At 65.4% G+C, this 14,762-nt stretch carries 13 protein-coding genes; 2 read left to right on the top strand and 11 right to left on the bottom strand.

Translation table 11 applies throughout. The features are described from left to right. Nucleotides 1–66 precede the first annotated feature (66 nt). Nucleotides 67–627 (top strand): hypothetical protein, encoded by a 561-nt coding sequence (locus tag AB3X86_RS33500; RefSeq protein WP_368599275.1) that lies wholly within the window; start codon nucleotides 67–69, stop codon nucleotides 625–627. Here AB3X86_RS33500 and AB3X86_RS33505 read toward each other — a convergent pair. Further along, complete coding sequence (locus AB3X86_RS33505; RefSeq protein ID WP_368599276.1) at nucleotides 616–783, bottom strand: hypothetical protein; 168 nt, start codon at nucleotides 781–783, stop codon at nucleotides 616–618. The genes AB3X86_RS33500 and AB3X86_RS33505 overlap by 12 nt on opposite strands. 117 nt (nucleotides 784–900) lie before the next feature. Here AB3X86_RS33505 and AB3X86_RS33510 point away from each other — a divergent pair, with 117 nt between their 5' ends. Then, entirely contained in the window at nucleotides 901–1,821 is a 921-nt protein-coding gene (locus AB3X86_RS33510) for a LysR family transcriptional regulator (RefSeq protein ID WP_368599277.1), read from the top strand. On the opposite strand, the gene AB3X86_RS33515 is transcribed toward AB3X86_RS33510, so the two are convergent. The 10 genes from AB3X86_RS33515 to AB3X86_RS33560 all read right to left on the bottom strand — a co-directional run bounded on the left by AB3X86_RS33515 (nucleotide 1,818) and on the right by AB3X86_RS33560 (nucleotide 14,676). Continuing rightward, entirely contained in the window at nucleotides 1,818–2,519 is a 702-nt protein-coding gene (locus AB3X86_RS33515) for a sterol desaturase family protein (protein WP_368599278.1), read from the bottom strand. The two genes, AB3X86_RS33510 and AB3X86_RS33515, sit on opposite strands and share 4 nt — an antisense overlap. 62 nt (nucleotides 2,520–2,581) lie before the next feature. Further along, complete coding sequence (locus tag AB3X86_RS33520; protein WP_368599279.1) at nucleotides 2,582–3,958, bottom strand: MFS transporter; 1,377 nt, start codon at nucleotides 3,956–3,958, stop codon at nucleotides 2,582–2,584. Nucleotides 3,959–4,024: 66 nt separating this feature from the next. Then, nucleotides 4,025–5,746, bottom strand: a complete 1,722-nt coding sequence (locus AB3X86_RS33525) for a GMC family oxidoreductase (RefSeq protein WP_368599280.1) — start codon at nucleotides 5,744–5,746, stop codon at nucleotides 4,025–4,027. Between the two features lie 52 nt (nucleotides 5,747–5,798). After that, nucleotides 5,799–6,605, bottom strand: coding sequence for an enoyl-CoA hydratase/isomerase family protein (locus tag AB3X86_RS33530; RefSeq protein ID WP_368599281.1), 807 nt, complete (start codon nucleotides 6,603–6,605; stop codon nucleotides 5,799–5,801). A 6-nt stretch (nucleotides 6,606–6,611) separates the two neighbouring features. Continuing rightward, entirely contained in the window at nucleotides 6,612–8,186 is a 1,575-nt protein-coding gene (locus AB3X86_RS33535) for an AMP-binding protein (RefSeq protein ID WP_368599282.1), read from the bottom strand. Next, complete coding sequence (locus tag AB3X86_RS33540) at nucleotides 8,179–8,715, bottom strand: (2Fe-2S)-binding protein (RefSeq protein WP_368599283.1); 537 nt, start codon at nucleotides 8,713–8,715, stop codon at nucleotides 8,179–8,181. The genes AB3X86_RS33535 and AB3X86_RS33540 overlap by 8 nt, the downstream gene beginning before the upstream one ends. After that, nucleotides 8,712–9,533: a xanthine dehydrogenase family protein subunit M gene (locus tag AB3X86_RS33545; RefSeq protein ID WP_368599284.1), complete on the bottom strand. Its 822-nt coding sequence runs from the start codon at nucleotides 9,531–9,533 to the stop codon at nucleotides 8,712–8,714. The genes AB3X86_RS33540 and AB3X86_RS33545 overlap by 4 nt, the downstream gene beginning before the upstream one ends. After that, the gene (locus AB3X86_RS33550; protein WP_368599285.1) at nucleotides 9,530–12,571 is read right to left on the bottom strand and encodes a molybdopterin cofactor-binding domain-containing protein; all 3,042 of its coding nucleotides are present in this window, start codon (nucleotides 12,569–12,571) and stop codon (nucleotides 9,530–9,532) included. The genes AB3X86_RS33545 and AB3X86_RS33550 overlap by 4 nt, the downstream gene beginning before the upstream one ends. 4 nt (nucleotides 12,572–12,575) lie before the next feature. Then, nucleotides 12,576–13,190 carry a UbiX family flavin prenyltransferase gene (locus AB3X86_RS33555; RefSeq protein WP_013093433.1) on the bottom strand — a complete coding sequence of 205 codons (615 nt, stop codon included), beginning with the start codon at nucleotides 13,188–13,190 and terminating at the stop codon, nucleotides 12,576–12,578. After that, entirely contained in the window at nucleotides 13,183–14,676 is a 1,494-nt protein-coding gene (locus tag AB3X86_RS33560) for a UbiD family decarboxylase (protein ID WP_368599286.1), read from the bottom strand. The genes AB3X86_RS33555 and AB3X86_RS33560 overlap by 8 nt, the downstream gene beginning before the upstream one ends. Nucleotides 14,677–14,762 lie beyond the last annotated feature (86 nt).

The raw sequence follows: 14,762 nt of genomic DNA on the forward strand, positions 1-14,762 counted from the left end.
CTGTCGATCCGCTTCCGGTTCGATATCCCGAGCCGTTTGGGCTCGACTCACCGCGAGGAAAAGAGAATGACGGACACCGCTGTCATCGATCCCGCCGAAGACGCGCTCTATGAACGCATCCGGATCCTGCTCTTTAGCGCGGACCTGCCGGCGCAGCGTTTGGAATCCGATATCGACGATATCGGACGCTTCACCGCGCCGGACGTCCGTTCATCGCAACTGCGCCTGATTGAGGTCATGCCGCCGCTTACACCGGCGGCCGAAGCAATTGTGCGGGCCATGATCCGTGCATATGGCACTGAACTGTTTGGGCACGGCAGTGCGAATTCCGTGCTGCGTGCCATGATCAAGGCCGGACCTGTCAGGTTCGGACAGACAGCCTTGACGTTGGGGCCTGATGCGCCGTTGCCAGAGCGTGTCCGTCCGCTTGTCGCGGAGATTAACCGGATTTTCGAGCGCTACCCCGAAAGCGGCTTCTCGCACGCCCGATACTCTCTTTCGGCGATTGGCTTGCCGGTCCCGCAAGTACACCGCTCGGTCCAACGCGGCCGGAACCTTCAGGGCTCGCCCGATTCGCGAGTTATCCTCAGCAACCCCGAACTGCGCGTCTTTCGTTCAAGTATCTAGCGTGTCAGCCGGCGGCAGGTGCCAGGCTCGGTACAGCGCGAGCGAAAGCCGGCCAAGTTGGCACCACACCACCATCCCAAGCGCATCTGTACGTAGCGTGCCGGGCAGAATCCTGGAGAGATCGGTGCCGATCAGTTGCGTGATAGTCGCACGCATATGGACGCTCGGCTGCGAACAGCGATTCGATACCGTGGGTTAGCCATACGACGCCCACCTGATGAAAGACAGTGCGCGGTACTATCTTCATCGGCCCGTCACGTAGACGCCTGTCCCATGGAACTGAAGCAGATCCAGTACTTCATCGCGCTTTTCGAAGAAGGCACCGTCACGCGCGCCGCCAGGCGGCTCAACATCGCGCAACCGGCGCTCAGCATGCAGATCGCCAAGCTCGAAACGGAGATTCGGCAGAAGCTCTTCGAGCGGGGGCCGCACGGCATGGCGCCGACCGAAGCCGCACGGTTGATGTACCGCCTTTACACGCCGATCATGCGCGACATCGATCACGCACGCGAACACCTGAGCCGTCGCGATGTCATCGTGACGGGCCGCGTGTCGCTGGGAATGGTGTCGTCGGAGGCGCAGAGCGTATTGCCCGAATCGCTCGCCCGATTCGATGCACTTTTCCCGCAAGTCGAAGTCTCCGTCGCCGATGGCTTCAGCGCGCAGCTGATCGACGCTGTCGAATCGGGCCGGCTCGATGCCGCCATCATCAACAAGCCGCGCGGACGGCTGACGCTCCACGTAGAGCCGTTGCTGGTCGAGGAAATGGTGCTGGTGACGAGCGTGGAGCGCGGCCCAAAGCTGCCCGACGAGATCGATCTCACGCAGCAGTCGGACATCGAATTCGTGTTGCCCACGCGCCGCAACGGCCTGCGCGGCGCGCTCGATGCCGCGCTGATGGCGGCTGACGTCGTCATCAAGCCGAAGTTCGAGATCGATCTGCTCAGCACCATCGTGCAGTTCGTCGAGCAGAGCGATGTCGCGACCATCCTGCCGCGCGTCGTCGTGCAGGCGAAAGTGGAGGAAGGGCGCTTGCGCGCACGCACGATAGCGTCGCCGCCGATCGTGCGCCACATCATTCAGGTCACGCATCCGAAGCGGCCGATCGGACCGTCCGCCCAGGCGCTCATCACGATTATCACTGATGAGATCAAGCGCGTGACGACGGGTGTTTCGGGGAAACAGGCGCCTTAGCGGCCGCGTTCCAACGGTTCGCGCGCACGGCTCGGAACGTCGCTGCGCGTGCCGAACAGCGTGTCGCAGATCGGGAACGTGAGGTTGAAGTTCTGTGTCGCCATCACTTCGGGATCGTGGTGTGTGGCGTGCAGGCGCCGCACTGTGTTGACGAGCGGAACGCGGTCGAGCAACGGGCTGTCGGTGACGTGGGAAAGCGTATGCAGGCCCTCGTACATCAGAAAGTACGCCGCCATCGTGAGCAGCGCGATGTAACCTGCGTTGCGGGAGAATGCGAACCCAATCACGAGCGCGAACGGCACGGCCGCCAGCACGAACGCAACCGGCGCAAAAGGCGGAAACAGCAGCGCGCGCCAGTGACGGTGGCCCTTGTATTCAAGCGTCACATGCGTGAAGAACCGGTGATGGACCGCGCAATGGCGCTTGTAGATCATGCTGAAATACTTCGTCGGGCGATGCAGCACGTAGCGGTGCGCCGCCCATTCCGCCCAGTTGCCGAACAGAAAGAGCGGAATGACCGCCAGCCATTCGGCAAGCGTCGGTGCATGAAGCTGCATCAGGCAATACACGATCACGCCGCCGGTGAAGAGCAATGTAAAGCCGAGGTGCATTTCACCGCGATACCACCATGGCGTGGCATTGACATACTCGTCACGGAACTTGTAGGAACGCGCACGAACGTCTTCTTCGTATTTCATCGATGTCTCCGGCTTTAGCGAAAGGCGTGCGCCCGTTGGCGTCCGCCATTACGTCCAATGACTCAGGATCCACTTCGCGCGGAACCGCCTTCGAGCTTGCCGAGCGTCTCGGGCACCACGAACGCGCCCACGAGAAAGATCACGCTGATCGCACCGACGAAGATCGCGAGCGTCGACGGCAACTGGCCCGCGTCCTTCGCGACGAGGGAAACGAACGTCGGCATCATTCCGCCGATCGCGAAGCCGATGTTCCACGACAGACCCGTTCCGGTCGCGCGGATCGCGGTCGGAAAGCGTTCGTTCAGGAAGATCAGCACGGGCGCATAGCCGGCGCTGCCGAGCGCGGAAAGCAGCACCGCGTAGACGCCGACCATCGTGATGCTTTGCGCCGTCGGCAGCAGCAGGAACAGCGCCGGCGTCGCGATGAGCCGGATGATGCCGATCCAGATAAACGCGCCCTTGCGTCCGATGAACGTACTGACGTGCCCTGCCGCGACCGAAGCGATCACCACGGCCACGCTGCAGATCATCAGGATCGCGGCGGCGGCGCCGTTCGGCGCATGACTCACGACTTTCAGGAAGGTCGGCAGATAGCCTGATGTGAGGTAGTAGCCGCTGCCGCCGCCGATAGTCAGCAGCAGATTGACGAACAGCACGCCGCGATATTCCCGCGAGAACAGCGTGCGGATCGGCGAGCGCGCGTTATCGGCGTTGACGATCTTCTTCTGTTCAGCGGCTTTCGCAGCTTTTTCCGCGGCGAGCTTCTTCCAGAGCGGCGATTCTTCCAGACCGTTGAACACGAAGAGACCGAGCACCGAACTCAGGATGCCTGTGAAGAACATGCAACGCCAGCCCCAGGCGTCGAACGCATCGCCGGGAAAGACCGCGGACATCGCCAGATACGTGAGCGATGCGAGCAACGCGCCGAGCCCGGCCCCGCCCCCACCGATGAGACCGGACACCGCGCCGCGATACTTCGGCGCGACGGATTCGGTGCCGATCGTATGCGTCGACGCCACCACGCCGCCGACGAACACGCCCTGCACGAGACGCAGCAGCAGAAACAGGACCGGAGCCACGAGCCCGACCTGGGCGACCGTCGGCAGCGCGCCGAAGGCCGCCGTCGAAAGCCCGACGCCGACGACCGCGACGATCATCGCACCCTTGCGGCCATGACGGTCGGCATAAGAGCCGAACAGCGCGGAACCGAGCGGGCGCATCAGCAGCGTCACCGCGAAGGACGCGTACACCGCCGCGAGCGAGAGCATCGCATGTTCGGACGGAAAGAACAGACGCCCGACAACCGGCGCCACATACAACAATACGAACAGGTCGAACAGGTCGAGGGCCCAGCCGAAGCATGAAGCCATCACAGCGCCCATCACCTGGCGCTGATTGACCGAAAGCACGGTGGCCCCGTCTTGCGCTGCTACAGACATTTGCGTCTCCTTTGTGTCACAGGCGCGCTTTGTTGGATGCGCGCTCTTGTCGAGGTTGAAAAATCGTCAGTGCGCGGAGGCGAACGGCGATGCCACGCTCGCCCGTCGCTGGGCGAGCATCGCATCGGCGATCTTCTCGGCGATCATGATGGTCGGTATGTTCGTATTCGCCGATGGCAGTCGCGGCATCAGCGATGCATCCACGACGCGCAGCCCGCGCGTGCCTCGCACGCGGCCTTGGGTATCGGTGACCGCGTCGAGGTCCTGCGCGCCGCCCATGCGGCACGTGCCGCTCGCATGCCACACGCCGAACACGTTCGCGCGGATGAAATCGGCGAGCGCGCGCTCGTCGCGGATCAGCGAAGTCATCTGCAGGCCGCGCGTGAAGAAGCGTTCGATCAGCAGACGCCGCAGCGGCGCGGGCGTATCGAGCAGCACGCCGAGGATCGAAGTCAGAAGCGCATTGCCTTCGCCGACCTTGCTCAGCGCCTTCACGCGTGGTGAGAATGCGGCCGGGAAGAAGTCACGTGAATCGCGGCCAAGACCTGATGCGTGGACGACGCGCGCCAGCATCCGCACGCCGGCGGCGAGCCGTTGCAAATCGCGTTCGTCGTCGAGCAGATTCAGATCGACGCGCGGCGCAACGGCAGCATCGGGCGATGCCAGTTGCACGCGGCCTCGCGAATACGGCCGGTTGCACCACAGGAAAAAGAGGCCGAGCCGGTTGCCGAGCGCATGCCACGCGGCGCGCGTCGCGCTCGACAGATACAGGTCCGACGCGTCGCAGCCCGCGACGCCCGAACTCATGCGCGCGGCCATCATGCTCGCGCGGCGGCGCGCGAGCGGCATGCGAAAGCGCGGCTCGAGAAAATGACAGAAGGTGAGCGACGGATGATCCTGCAGATTGCGTCCGACGCCCGGCAGGTCGGCCACACACGGAATACCCATCGCCACGAGTTGGCGAGCATCGCCGACACCGGCGAGCATCAGCATCGCGGGCGACTGCAACGCGCCCGCGCTCAGCACCACTTCGCCCGCATCGAAACGCACGCGCTCGCCATTCGCCGCGATCGCGACGACACCGCGGGCCGTCGCGCCTTCCATCACGATGCGTTCGACACGCAGATTCGAATAGATGCTGAGGTTCGGACGCTTGCGCGTGGCTTCGTCGAGATAGGCGATGGCCGTCGACACGCGCTTGTCGTCGATGTTCGAGAATGCGCCCGGAAAGAAGCCGTCGCCGAATTCGCCATTCTGGTCCTGAAGTTCCGCGAAGCCGTTCGCGCGCAAACCCTTCGCGAATGCATGGCAGAACGCCGGCCAGTCCTTCGGCATGATCCGGCGGATCGGCACCGGTCCGTCGCTGCCGTGCAATTCGCCGCCGGGAAAGTTCACGTCGCGTTCGAGCTTGCGAAAGTACGGCAGCACATCGCGCCACGACCAGCCTTCGGCGCCGTTCGCAGCCCATTCGTCGTAGTCGCGCGGCAGGCCGCGATTGGCCGATTGCACGTTGATGCTCGAGCCGCCGCCCATCACGCGGCCCTGCTCGTAGACGCGCGGCGCGGCGTGCTGCGTGGCCTTCGCTTTCAGATCGGGCCAGATGTACGCGTCGCCGCAGAAGACGGGCATCGGATAGCTGTCGAGAATCGCCGCGGGCACCGCGCCCGGCGGCGTATCGGCGCCCGCCTCGATCAGCGCGACGCGCACCGACGGCGCCGCCGACAGTCGATGCGCGAGCACGCATCCGGCCGAGCCGCCGCCTACGATCACGTAGTCGAAGCGAGTCATCGCGTTGTCTCCTCTTGTCTTTTGTTTAGCCCGCCGCGCGGCGTGTCGGGTATCAGCTGCCGCGAAACACCGGCTTGCGCTTGCCATGAAACGCTTCGACGCCTTCGCGGAAATCGTCCGACGAGCGCAGACGGCTATAGCAATGGCCTTCGAGTTCGATCGCGATCGACAAGGGCGCGTCTTCCGAATCGTTCAAGAGCTTCTTCGCGGTGCGTTGCGCGAGCGGCGAGAATGCGCGCAGTTCGTCGACGAGCGCGTCCGTCGCCGCTTCGAGTTCGGCGTCCGCGACGAATTCGACCGCGATGCCCCACTCGTACGCCTGCTCGCCAGGAATGCGGCGCGAGCGCATCACGATGTCCTTCGTGCGGCCGATGCCGACCATCGACTGCAAACGCGCCGAACCGCCCGAGCCGGGAATCTGGCCGAGCTTCTGCTCCGGCAGCGCATAGAAGGTCGTATCGGTGACGATGCGGAAATCGCACGCCAGCGACAACTCGAAGCCCACGCCGAAGCAGAAGCCGCGATTGGCCGCAATCACCGGCTTCGAGCAGCGCGCGGGCGCCGCGATATTCCACGCGAGCTTCGACACGTGTTCCGGCGATGCTTCCAGAAAGCCCTTGATGTCGCCGCCGCTCGAAAAATGCTCGCCCTTCGCGCGCACGACGATCACGCGCACGCGTTGATCTTCGTCGAGTGCTTCGAATACGGCGCGCAACTGATCGCGTGCGTGCATCGAAATGACGTTGAACGGCGGCCGATGCAGGATGATGTCGGCGCGCTCGCGCTGCGCGTCGATTTCGACCGAGAAGCCGTCGAGGTCTTGCAGCAGAGTCTGGCCGCGATGGTTGAGATCACTCATTGTGGGTTACTCCTTGGTGGTTGCTGTAGGTTGCGCGGGCAGGGCGTGTGAATCGGGCGTGTACTCGCCCGCTTGCAGCTTGCGGCGCAGGATCTTGCCGACGGGCGACTTCGGAATGTCGTCGACGAACACGTAATCGCGCGGACGCTTGAAGTTGACGAGGTCCGACTGACGGCACCATGCATCGAGCGAGTCGGCATCGACGTACTCGCGGCGCTTGATGAATGCGACCACACGTTGCCCCCAGCGCTCGTCCTTGACGCCCGCGACCGCGACTTCATCGACGGCGGGATGCAGCGACAGCACCGATTCGATGTCCACCGGTGAGATGTTTTCTCCGCCGCTGATGATCATGTCGTCGACGCGGCCCGTCACGTACAGATCGCCGTCGCGGTCGAGATAGCCCGTGTCCCCGGTGAAGTACCAGCCCTCGCGCAGGCACTTCGCATTCGCGTCCGGACGATTCCAGTAGCCTTCGAAGGCTTCGTCGCCGAGCAGGTCCACGATGATCTGTCCTTCTTCGCCGGCTTCGGCGATCGCATCGGGCGAGAGCGCATCGAGCTTCACGACGCGCAGCCGCGTATTGATGCCCGCGCGGCCCGCGCTGCCCGGTTTCTTCGTCGCGTCCTGATCGATGCTGAACGTGTAGACCTCGGACGAGCCGTAGTGATTGACGAAGAGCTCCGGCTCGAACGCGGCCGAAAGGCGCTTGAGCAGGCCGTCGTTCATCGGTGCGCCGGCGAAGCCGAGCTTTCTGACCGACGACGTTTCCGTGCTCGCGAACGCGCTGTCGGCGAGCAGATCGTGATAGAGCGTCGGCACGAGATAGAGGCAGGTGAGCGCGTGCTTCGAGATGCATTCGAGCGCGAGCTTCGCGTTCCAGCGCCGCACGCAGACGAACAGGCCATCGACGAGCGCCATCGCGAGCAGCGAGCGCACGCCCATCGTGTGATAGAGCGGCATCACGCCGAGCGTGCGTTCGCCGCGCCTGTAGAGGTTCTGGGCGACGTGCGCGAGCGCGCCCGCGCGTTCATGCCGATGCCGGCGCGGCACGCCCTTGCCTTTGCCCGTCGTGCCGGACGTATAGAGGATCAGCGAGATGTCGTCGGCGGTGGCGTGCGTCGTGTCGGTCACGTCGCCGCTGCGCGTTCGTTCGACGATGAGCGCATCGAAGGTGGTGGTGCGGCCGAGCGCATCGTCGAGTGCGACGCGCGGCACTTTTTGCGCGGCGGCGCTCTGCGCGACGGAATCCGCGCTGACGGGTTCGTAGACGATCGCCTTCACCCCCGCGTCGGTCACGCAGTAGTCGACTTCTTCCGGCTTCGCGCGCCAGTTGAGCGGCACGATCACGATGCCCGCGAACTGTCCGGCCCAATGCAGCGTCGCCATTTCCCAGCGGTTTTGCAGCACGACGAGCAGCCGGTCGCCGCGTTCCAGGCCGAGCTCGCGCAGGCCATCGGCGACATTCAGGATCATGCGATGCCACTGCGCGTACGTCAGTTGCACCTCGCCATCGACGAGCGCGAGCGCGTTCGGACTGCGCTCGACGCTTTGCAGGAACGTGCGTCCGAGATCAAGCATGTTCGGCCTCCTTTGCGCTTGCCTCGGCCCGGCGGCGCGCCGCCACGTCGAGCACCGCGGCCACGATGGGCGTGTAGCCCGTACAGCGGCAGATATGACCCGAGAGCATCTCGCGCACTTGCTCTTCGGAAGGATCGGGCACGCGCCGCAGATAATCCGCGCACGACATCAGAATGCCCGCCGTGCAAAAGCCGCATTGCAGCGCGTGATGCCGCTGGAACGCCTGCTGCAGGTCGCCGAGCGTCTGGTCGGGCGCAAGGCCTTCGACGGTATCGATACGCCGACGGTCGGCCTGCACCGCGAGCATCAAGCACGAGCGCGCCGCGACGCCATCGACCTGCACGGTACATGCGCCGCACACGCCGTGTTCGCAGCCGACGTGCGTGCCCGTCGCGCCGAGTTCGTGCCGGATGAAGTCCGACAGCAGTTCGCGCGGCTCGCAATGGCCGCTTCGTTCGCGGCCGTTCAGCGTCAGCGCGATGCGCCGCACTTCGCCGTGCCGCATGATGGTGTCCGACATCTTGCTCACTTTGCCTCCTCGACCACGCGCCATCCGAGTTGCCGGACCAGATTCCGGCGATATGCCGCGCTGATCTGCGCATCGTCCTGCGCGTTCAGTTTCCAGCTCAAATCGTTCAGTGCGCCGCGCAGGTCGTCGCCCCGCAGACGCGGCCATTGCTCCGTCACCGGCCGGTCCGCGACGCCGCCGACAGCAATGCGGATCCACTCGTCGGTGACCACGGCCGCGCACGCGACGATCGCGAAGTCGCCGTGCCGCGCGGAAAATTCGGCGAACGCGTAGCGCTCGCCTTCCTTGCGCAGCGGGAAGCGCACGGCTTCGACGAGTTCATCGGGCTCGCGCGCGGTCATCAGCATTCCCTGAAAGAAGTCCTGCGCCGCGAGCGTGCGGCGCCTCTTTCGCGAGCGCAGCATCACGTCGCCGCCGAGCGCCGCAAGCACGAGCGGCAACTCCGCGCTCGGGTCCGCATGCGCGATCGATCCGCACACGGTGCCGCGGTTGCGAATCTGAAAGTGCGAGATATGCGGGAAGGCCATCGCGAGCAGCGGCGCTTCGTCGGTGAGCGTGCTGCGCCATTCGACGCTGCCTTGCGTCGCCGCGGCGTTCACGACGAGATGCCGCGCCTGCTGGTCCACGCGCACGGCATCGAGTTCGGCGGTGCGCGAGATATCGACGAGCACCTTCGGCTGCGCGAGCCGCATATTGAGCACGGCCATCAGCGACTGGCCGCCCGCCAGCACGCGGGCGTCTTCGCCGTATTGCGCGAGCGCGTCGAGCGCGTCTTGCGCGGTCATCGCGCGCAGGTAATCGAAGGGTGCGGGCTTCATGCGTGTCTCCTGAAACGTGCAAGGAGTCTTACGATCCACGATCCGTGCGCTTGCACGGGCTTGCCCGCCGCCTGCCGTCCGAGCGATTCGAACAACTGCTTGAGCACGACCTTCGCCGCGCCTTCGAGCATCCGGCCGCCGACCGCCGCGACCTTGCCTGACACCTGTGCTTCGTAGTCGTACGTGAGCCGCGTGCCGCTGCCTTGCGGCGTCAGTTCGACGAGACCGCTGCCGCGCGCGCTGCCGAGCGGCGAGATGCCCGCGCCGGCGAGTCGCAGGCGGCGCGGCGCATCGATCTCCGACAAGCCGATGCGCGCCTCGAAACGCGCCTTGATCATGCCGACGCCGACGGTCACGTCAGCGCGATACTGGTTCGGCGCCGTCTCTTCGAGCGCGTGACAGCCGGGAATGACCTTAGCGAGTGCCTTCGGATCGAGCAGCACGGCGAACACGGCTTCGGGTGTCGCGGGCAGGTCGACCGCGCCCTGCGCCGTCAGTGCGCGACCGCCGCCTGGCGTCGCCGGCTTCGCGGCGGGCGCTTCGCGATATTCCGGCCGCGACGGTTCGGGATCGTCCATGCCGATCATCGCCATCACTCTGGGCGGCGTGAGCGGCAGGCGAATCTCTTCGACGCCGAGCGCGTCCGCCACCGCATTCGCGATGCACGGCGGCGTGCTCATGTTGTTGCCTTCGCCGAGACCCTTCGCGCCAAGCGGCGTGAAAGGCGAAGGCGTCTCCAGATGCACGATCAGCGGATCGGGCACTTCGCAGGTGGTCGGCATCAGATAGTCGGCGAGCGTGCCGGACTGGAAGCTGCCGTCCGCGCCGTAGCGGAATTCTTCCATCAGCGCCGCGCCGAGGCCTTGCGCGAAGGCGCCGCGAATCTGGCCATCGGCGAGTGCGGGATTGAGGAGGGTGCCGGCGTCGTGCACGGTCACATACCGGTCGATGCGCACGCGTCCCGTCGCGCGATCCACTTCGACCCCGCACATGTCGAACGCGAAGCCGTATGCCGCCGAGGTATTGATGCGGTCCTGTTCGTCGGGCGCATCCATGTGCGGCGGCGACCAGAACACGGTTTCGCGCAGGCCCGGCTCTTCGCCTTCGGGCAGGAGCGCGGGCGCCCAGTGCGGCGCATTGCTCGCGGCACGCGCGAACGGCAGCGCGCGGTCTTCGGCGTCGTGCGGAAAGACGCGCGCGCCTTCGAAGCGCACGTCGCCGGGCGCGCAGTTGAACTGCTTCGCGAGCACGCGCGCGAGCTTGTCGCGCACGCGCGTCGCGGCGAGATGCACCGTGCCCGCCACTGCGCCCGCGAAGCGGCTCGAATAATTGCCTGCCGCGACGGACCAGGCGTCCTTGTGCGTATCGAATTCGACGTTGACGACGATGTCCTTCGGATCGAGCCCGAGCACATCGGCGACGACTTGCGCGCACACGGTCATGTGGCCCTGGCCCGCGGGCGTCGATGCGATCGTGACGACCACGCCGCCGAGCAGATCGACGCTGACGGTCGCGCTCGCGATCGCGCCGCTCTTCGGCCCGGCTTTCTTGCGTGCGTCGGCTGGCATCACGGTCGTGATGTAGCCCATGTTCGATACCGACGGCTCGACGATCGCCGCGAAGCCGATGCCATACAGCCGCCCTTCGCTGCGCGCGGCGTCGCGGTGCGCGACGAGTTCCCGGTATCCGCCTTCGTCGAGTGAACGGCGCAGCGCTTCCTGATAGTTGCCCGAATCGAGCAGGGCGCCCGCCGCCGCGCGATACGGGAACGCATCGGCGGGAACGAAGTTGCGGCGATACACGTCGAGCACATCGAGCTTCAGTTCGATCGCGATACGCTGGATCAGCCGCTCTAGCGCGAAGTACACCTGCGGGCCGCCGAAGCCGCGCACGAGCCCCGTCGGCGTCTTGTTCGTCAGCACGACGCGATTGCGCACGAGCAGATTCGGGATCGCGTACGCGCCCGTCAGGCAGCCGTGCATCCGGTAGAACGTCGCCGGCTCGGGCGCGCGCACGTAGCCGCCGACATCTTCCAACTGATCGTAAGACAGCGCGACGATCCGGCCATCGGCTTCGACTGCCGCTTCTATGGTTGAAACACGCGCCGTCGCCGATGTCGCCGCGCTCAGGTGTTCGAGCCGATCCTCGACCCACTTCACCGGCGCGCCGGCCTTGCGCGACGCGAGGCACATCAGCACGACATACGGAAACACCGCCTGCTTCACGCCGAAGCTGCCGCCGGAATCACGCGGGGCCTTGTGACGCAGCCGATTGGCAGGCACGTTCAACGCCATCGCCATGACGGCGTGCAGCGAGAACGGCCCCATGAAATTGGACGTGACGTCGTAGCCTTCTTCGCCCGAAAGATACTCGGCGATGACCACGCCGCACTCGATCGGCGCGCAGGTGTTGCGCGGATAATGCGCGACCAGCTTCACGCGATGCGGCGCGCGCTGGAAGGCCGCTTCGGGCTCGCCGTAGCGGAAATGCCGGTCGCTGATGACGTTGCTGCCGACGCGTTCGTGCAGCACCGGCGCGTCGTCCTTCGCGGCCTGTTCGATCGACGTCACGGGATCGAGCATCGCGTAGTCGACCTTGATGAGATCGAGCGCGTCTTCCGCGAGCGCACGCGATTCGGCCATCACGACCGCGACCGGCTCGCCGACGTAGCGCACACGGTCCATCGCGAGCGCCCACTGTTCCATCGGCGATTTCACGCCGACGACGAACGGTCGCGACCACGGACGCAAATCGTCGCGCGTGAGCACGGCGCGCACGCCCGCGAGTTTCGACGCGGCTTGCGTATCGATCGACAGGATATCCGCGTGCGCATGCGGCGAACGCAGAATCGCGGCGTGCAGCGTGCCCGGCTTGACAGCGATGTCGTCGCCATAGCGGCCACGGCCCGTCAGGATCGCCGGGTCTTCGAGGCGCTCTATCGAGCGTCCGATGTGACGCTGCGGTGCGCTCGCTTCGCGCACCTCGTTGCCGGCGACGCGCGCGTCCATGTCGGCGAATGCGGTTTCGCGCTGATTCATGACCTTACTCCTCACGTGCGGCGCGGCCGCCGAATTCATCGGCTAGACCGCTCCAGCGGCGCGCAATCTCGTCGTGCTCGATCTCGAACAGATCGAGAATGCGCCCGACAGTGTGGTCGACCACGTCGTCGATGGTCTGCGGATGCGCGTAGAACGCGGGCACCGGCGGCATCACGATCGCGCCCATTTGCGTGGCGAGCGTCATGTTGCGCAGATGCGCGAGATTGAGCGGGGTTTCGCGCGCGACCAGCACGAGGCGGCGGCGCTCCTTGAGCATCACATCGGCGGCGCGCGTCAGCAGGTTGTCCGCGAAGCCGTTCGCGACGCCCGCGAGCGTTTTCATCGAGCATGGCGCGATCACCATGCCTTCGGTCAGAAACGATCCGCTTGCCACGGCCGCGCCGATATCGCGCACGTTGTGCACGACGTCGGCAGCGGCTTCGAGATCACCACGCGCGAGGCCGAGTTCCTGGGCGGCCGTCACCGCGCCCGACGACGACACGATGAGATGCGTCTCGTGCGTGCCGAGCCGGCGCAACGCGGCGAGCAAACGCACGCCGATCACCGCGCCGCTTGCGCCCGAAATGCCGACGACGATGCGTTTCTTTCGTTCAGCCATGATCGCGTGACAGATAGGCGTCGAACGCGCTGTTGTCGGCGGCGACGAGTGCTTGCAGGTCGACCGTGTCCTGCCCCGGTATGCGCACGCGGGTGAACACATGCGCGGGGTAGACGACGGGGCGCGTCGCATCGAGGCCCATCTTCGCGCTCACGCCCTGCAGATGCGCCGGCGCATCGTCGGGCTGACCGAGCGTCGTCGACGGATCGAGCGGCGAGCCTTGCGCGCCTGCTATCACGACGAGATCGCGGTCTGCCTGGAAGCGCGTCGCGATGGCCCATTCGATTTCGGCGGGATCGTACACGTTCACATCGGTATCGACGACGACGACCTGCTTGATGTCGTAATGCGCGCCGAACGCGCACAGGATGACGTTCTTCGCTTCGCCTTCGCGCTTCTTGTCGAATTGCACCCACAGGTGATAGCGGCACACGCCGCCCACCGACAGATGCACGTCCTTGACGGCGGGATGACTGCGCTGAAGATGCGCGAGCAACGTGGCTTCACGCGGAATCGCGCCGAGCAGCAGATGCTCCATTTCGGCGGGCACGATCGTATGAAAGATCGGAGCGCGCCGATGCGTGACGGCCGTCACTTCGATGACTTCGCGTGCTTCCTTCGCGCTGTAGTACTTTGGAAATTCGCCGAACGGACCTTCCGGCTCGCGCACGTTCGGCAGAATGCGCCCTTCGATGACGATCTCCGCGAACGCCGGCACGTGCACGCCGTTCGTCACGCATTGCGCGACAGGCAGCGGCGCACCGTGCAGCGCGCCTGCGATTTCGAGTTCGTCGTGATCGATCGGCGTGATCGCTTGCGACGCGAGCATCGTCAGGGGATCGACGCCGATCGCGATCGCGACGTCGAGCGCATCGCCCGCGGCTTCCGCGTCGCGCTGGAACGCGTAGAGATGACGCGGCAGCAGCAGGATCGCCATGCGATCGGGGCCGTGCACCTGAATGCGGTTGATCGAGACGTTCTGCACGCCGGTGCGCGGATTGCGCGCGATCACGAGACCGGCGGTGATGTACGGGCCGTTGTCGTGTTCGCTGTGCGTGGGAATGGGCAGCAGCGCGTGGAGATCGATGCCGCTCGTATGCACCACCTGCTGACAGGGCGCGTCTTCACGTTGAATCAGTTTCGATGCGAGCGGCGCCGCGGCTGCAGCGGAAAAACGCGCGAGCAACGCCGATTCATCGACGCCCATCGCTTCGGCGATCCACGCGCGCTTCGACATGAAGCCGCTCACGACGGGAATCCCATGTCCGTGCGGCTGCGTGAAAAACGCAGCTTGTTCGCCGTCGAGGCGCTTTGCAATGGCGGCGAGTTCGTGCTCGAGCGCGACGGGCTTGTCGATCGTCGCGATCCGGCCGGTTTTCGCGAGATGCGCGAGCCAGTCGCGCAGCGACAGCGAGCCGGTTTCGGCGTGATCTGGTGCCCAGTTGAATGAGGGATTGCCGTGCGTTGCGGCATCGCGTGTGTTCATCAGCGTCTCCATCTGTGCGCGCTACCGTAGCAAGCGCATTGGGATGAAGCGTAGCGAGATCGCGTCATAACATCTAATACTGTTTA

The sequence above is a fragment of the Paraburkholderia sp. BR14374 genome, assembly GCF_040948685.1.
GTDB lineage: Bacteria > Pseudomonadota > Gammaproteobacteria > Burkholderiales > Burkholderiaceae > Paraburkholderia > Paraburkholderia youngii.

What these genes read in the sequence shown, in the direction of transcription:
- AB3X86_RS33545 (WP_368599284.1), bottom strand. Translation starts at nt 9,533, where the DNA reads ATGAAGCCCGCACCCTTCGATTACCTGCGCGCGATGACCGCGCAAGAC.
- AB3X86_RS33510 (WP_368599277.1), top strand. Translation starts at nt 901, where the DNA reads ATGGAACTGAAGCAGATCCAGTACTTCATCGCGCTTTTCGAAGAAGGC.
- AB3X86_RS33525 (WP_368599280.1), bottom strand. Translation starts at nt 5,746, where the DNA reads ATGACTCGCTTCGACTACGTGATCGTAGGCGGCGGCTCGGCCGGATGC.
- AB3X86_RS33500 (WP_368599275.1), top strand. Translation starts at nt 67, where the DNA reads ATGACGGACACCGCTGTCATCGATCCCGCCGAAGACGCGCTCTATGAA.
- AB3X86_RS33535 (WP_368599282.1), bottom strand. Translation starts at nt 8,186, where the DNA reads ATGCTTGATCTCGGACGCACGTTCCTGCAAAGCGTCGAGCGCAGTCCG.
- AB3X86_RS33515 (WP_368599278.1), bottom strand. Translation starts at nt 2,519, where the DNA reads ATGAAATACGAAGAAGACGTTCGTGCGCGTTCCTACAAGTTCCGTGAC.
- AB3X86_RS33505 (WP_368599276.1), bottom strand. Translation starts at nt 783, where the DNA reads ATGCGTGCGACTATCACGCAACTGATCGGCACCGATCTCTCCAGGATT.
- AB3X86_RS33560 (WP_368599286.1), bottom strand. Translation starts at nt 14,676, where the DNA reads ATGAACACACGCGATGCCGCAACGCACGGCAATCCCTCATTCAACTGG.
- AB3X86_RS33520 (WP_368599279.1), bottom strand. Translation starts at nt 3,958, where the DNA reads ATGTCTGTAGCAGCGCAAGACGGGGCCACCGTGCTTTCGGTCAATCAG.
- AB3X86_RS33550 (WP_368599285.1), bottom strand. Translation starts at nt 12,571, where the DNA reads ATGAATCAGCGCGAAACCGCATTCGCCGACATGGACGCGCGCGTCGCC.
- AB3X86_RS33530 (WP_368599281.1), bottom strand. Translation starts at nt 6,605, where the DNA reads ATGAGTGATCTCAACCATCGCGGCCAGACTCTGCTGCAAGACCTCGAC.
- AB3X86_RS33555 (WP_013093433.1), bottom strand. Translation starts at nt 13,190, where the DNA reads ATGGCTGAACGAAAGAAACGCATCGTCGTCGGCATTTCGGGCGCAAGC.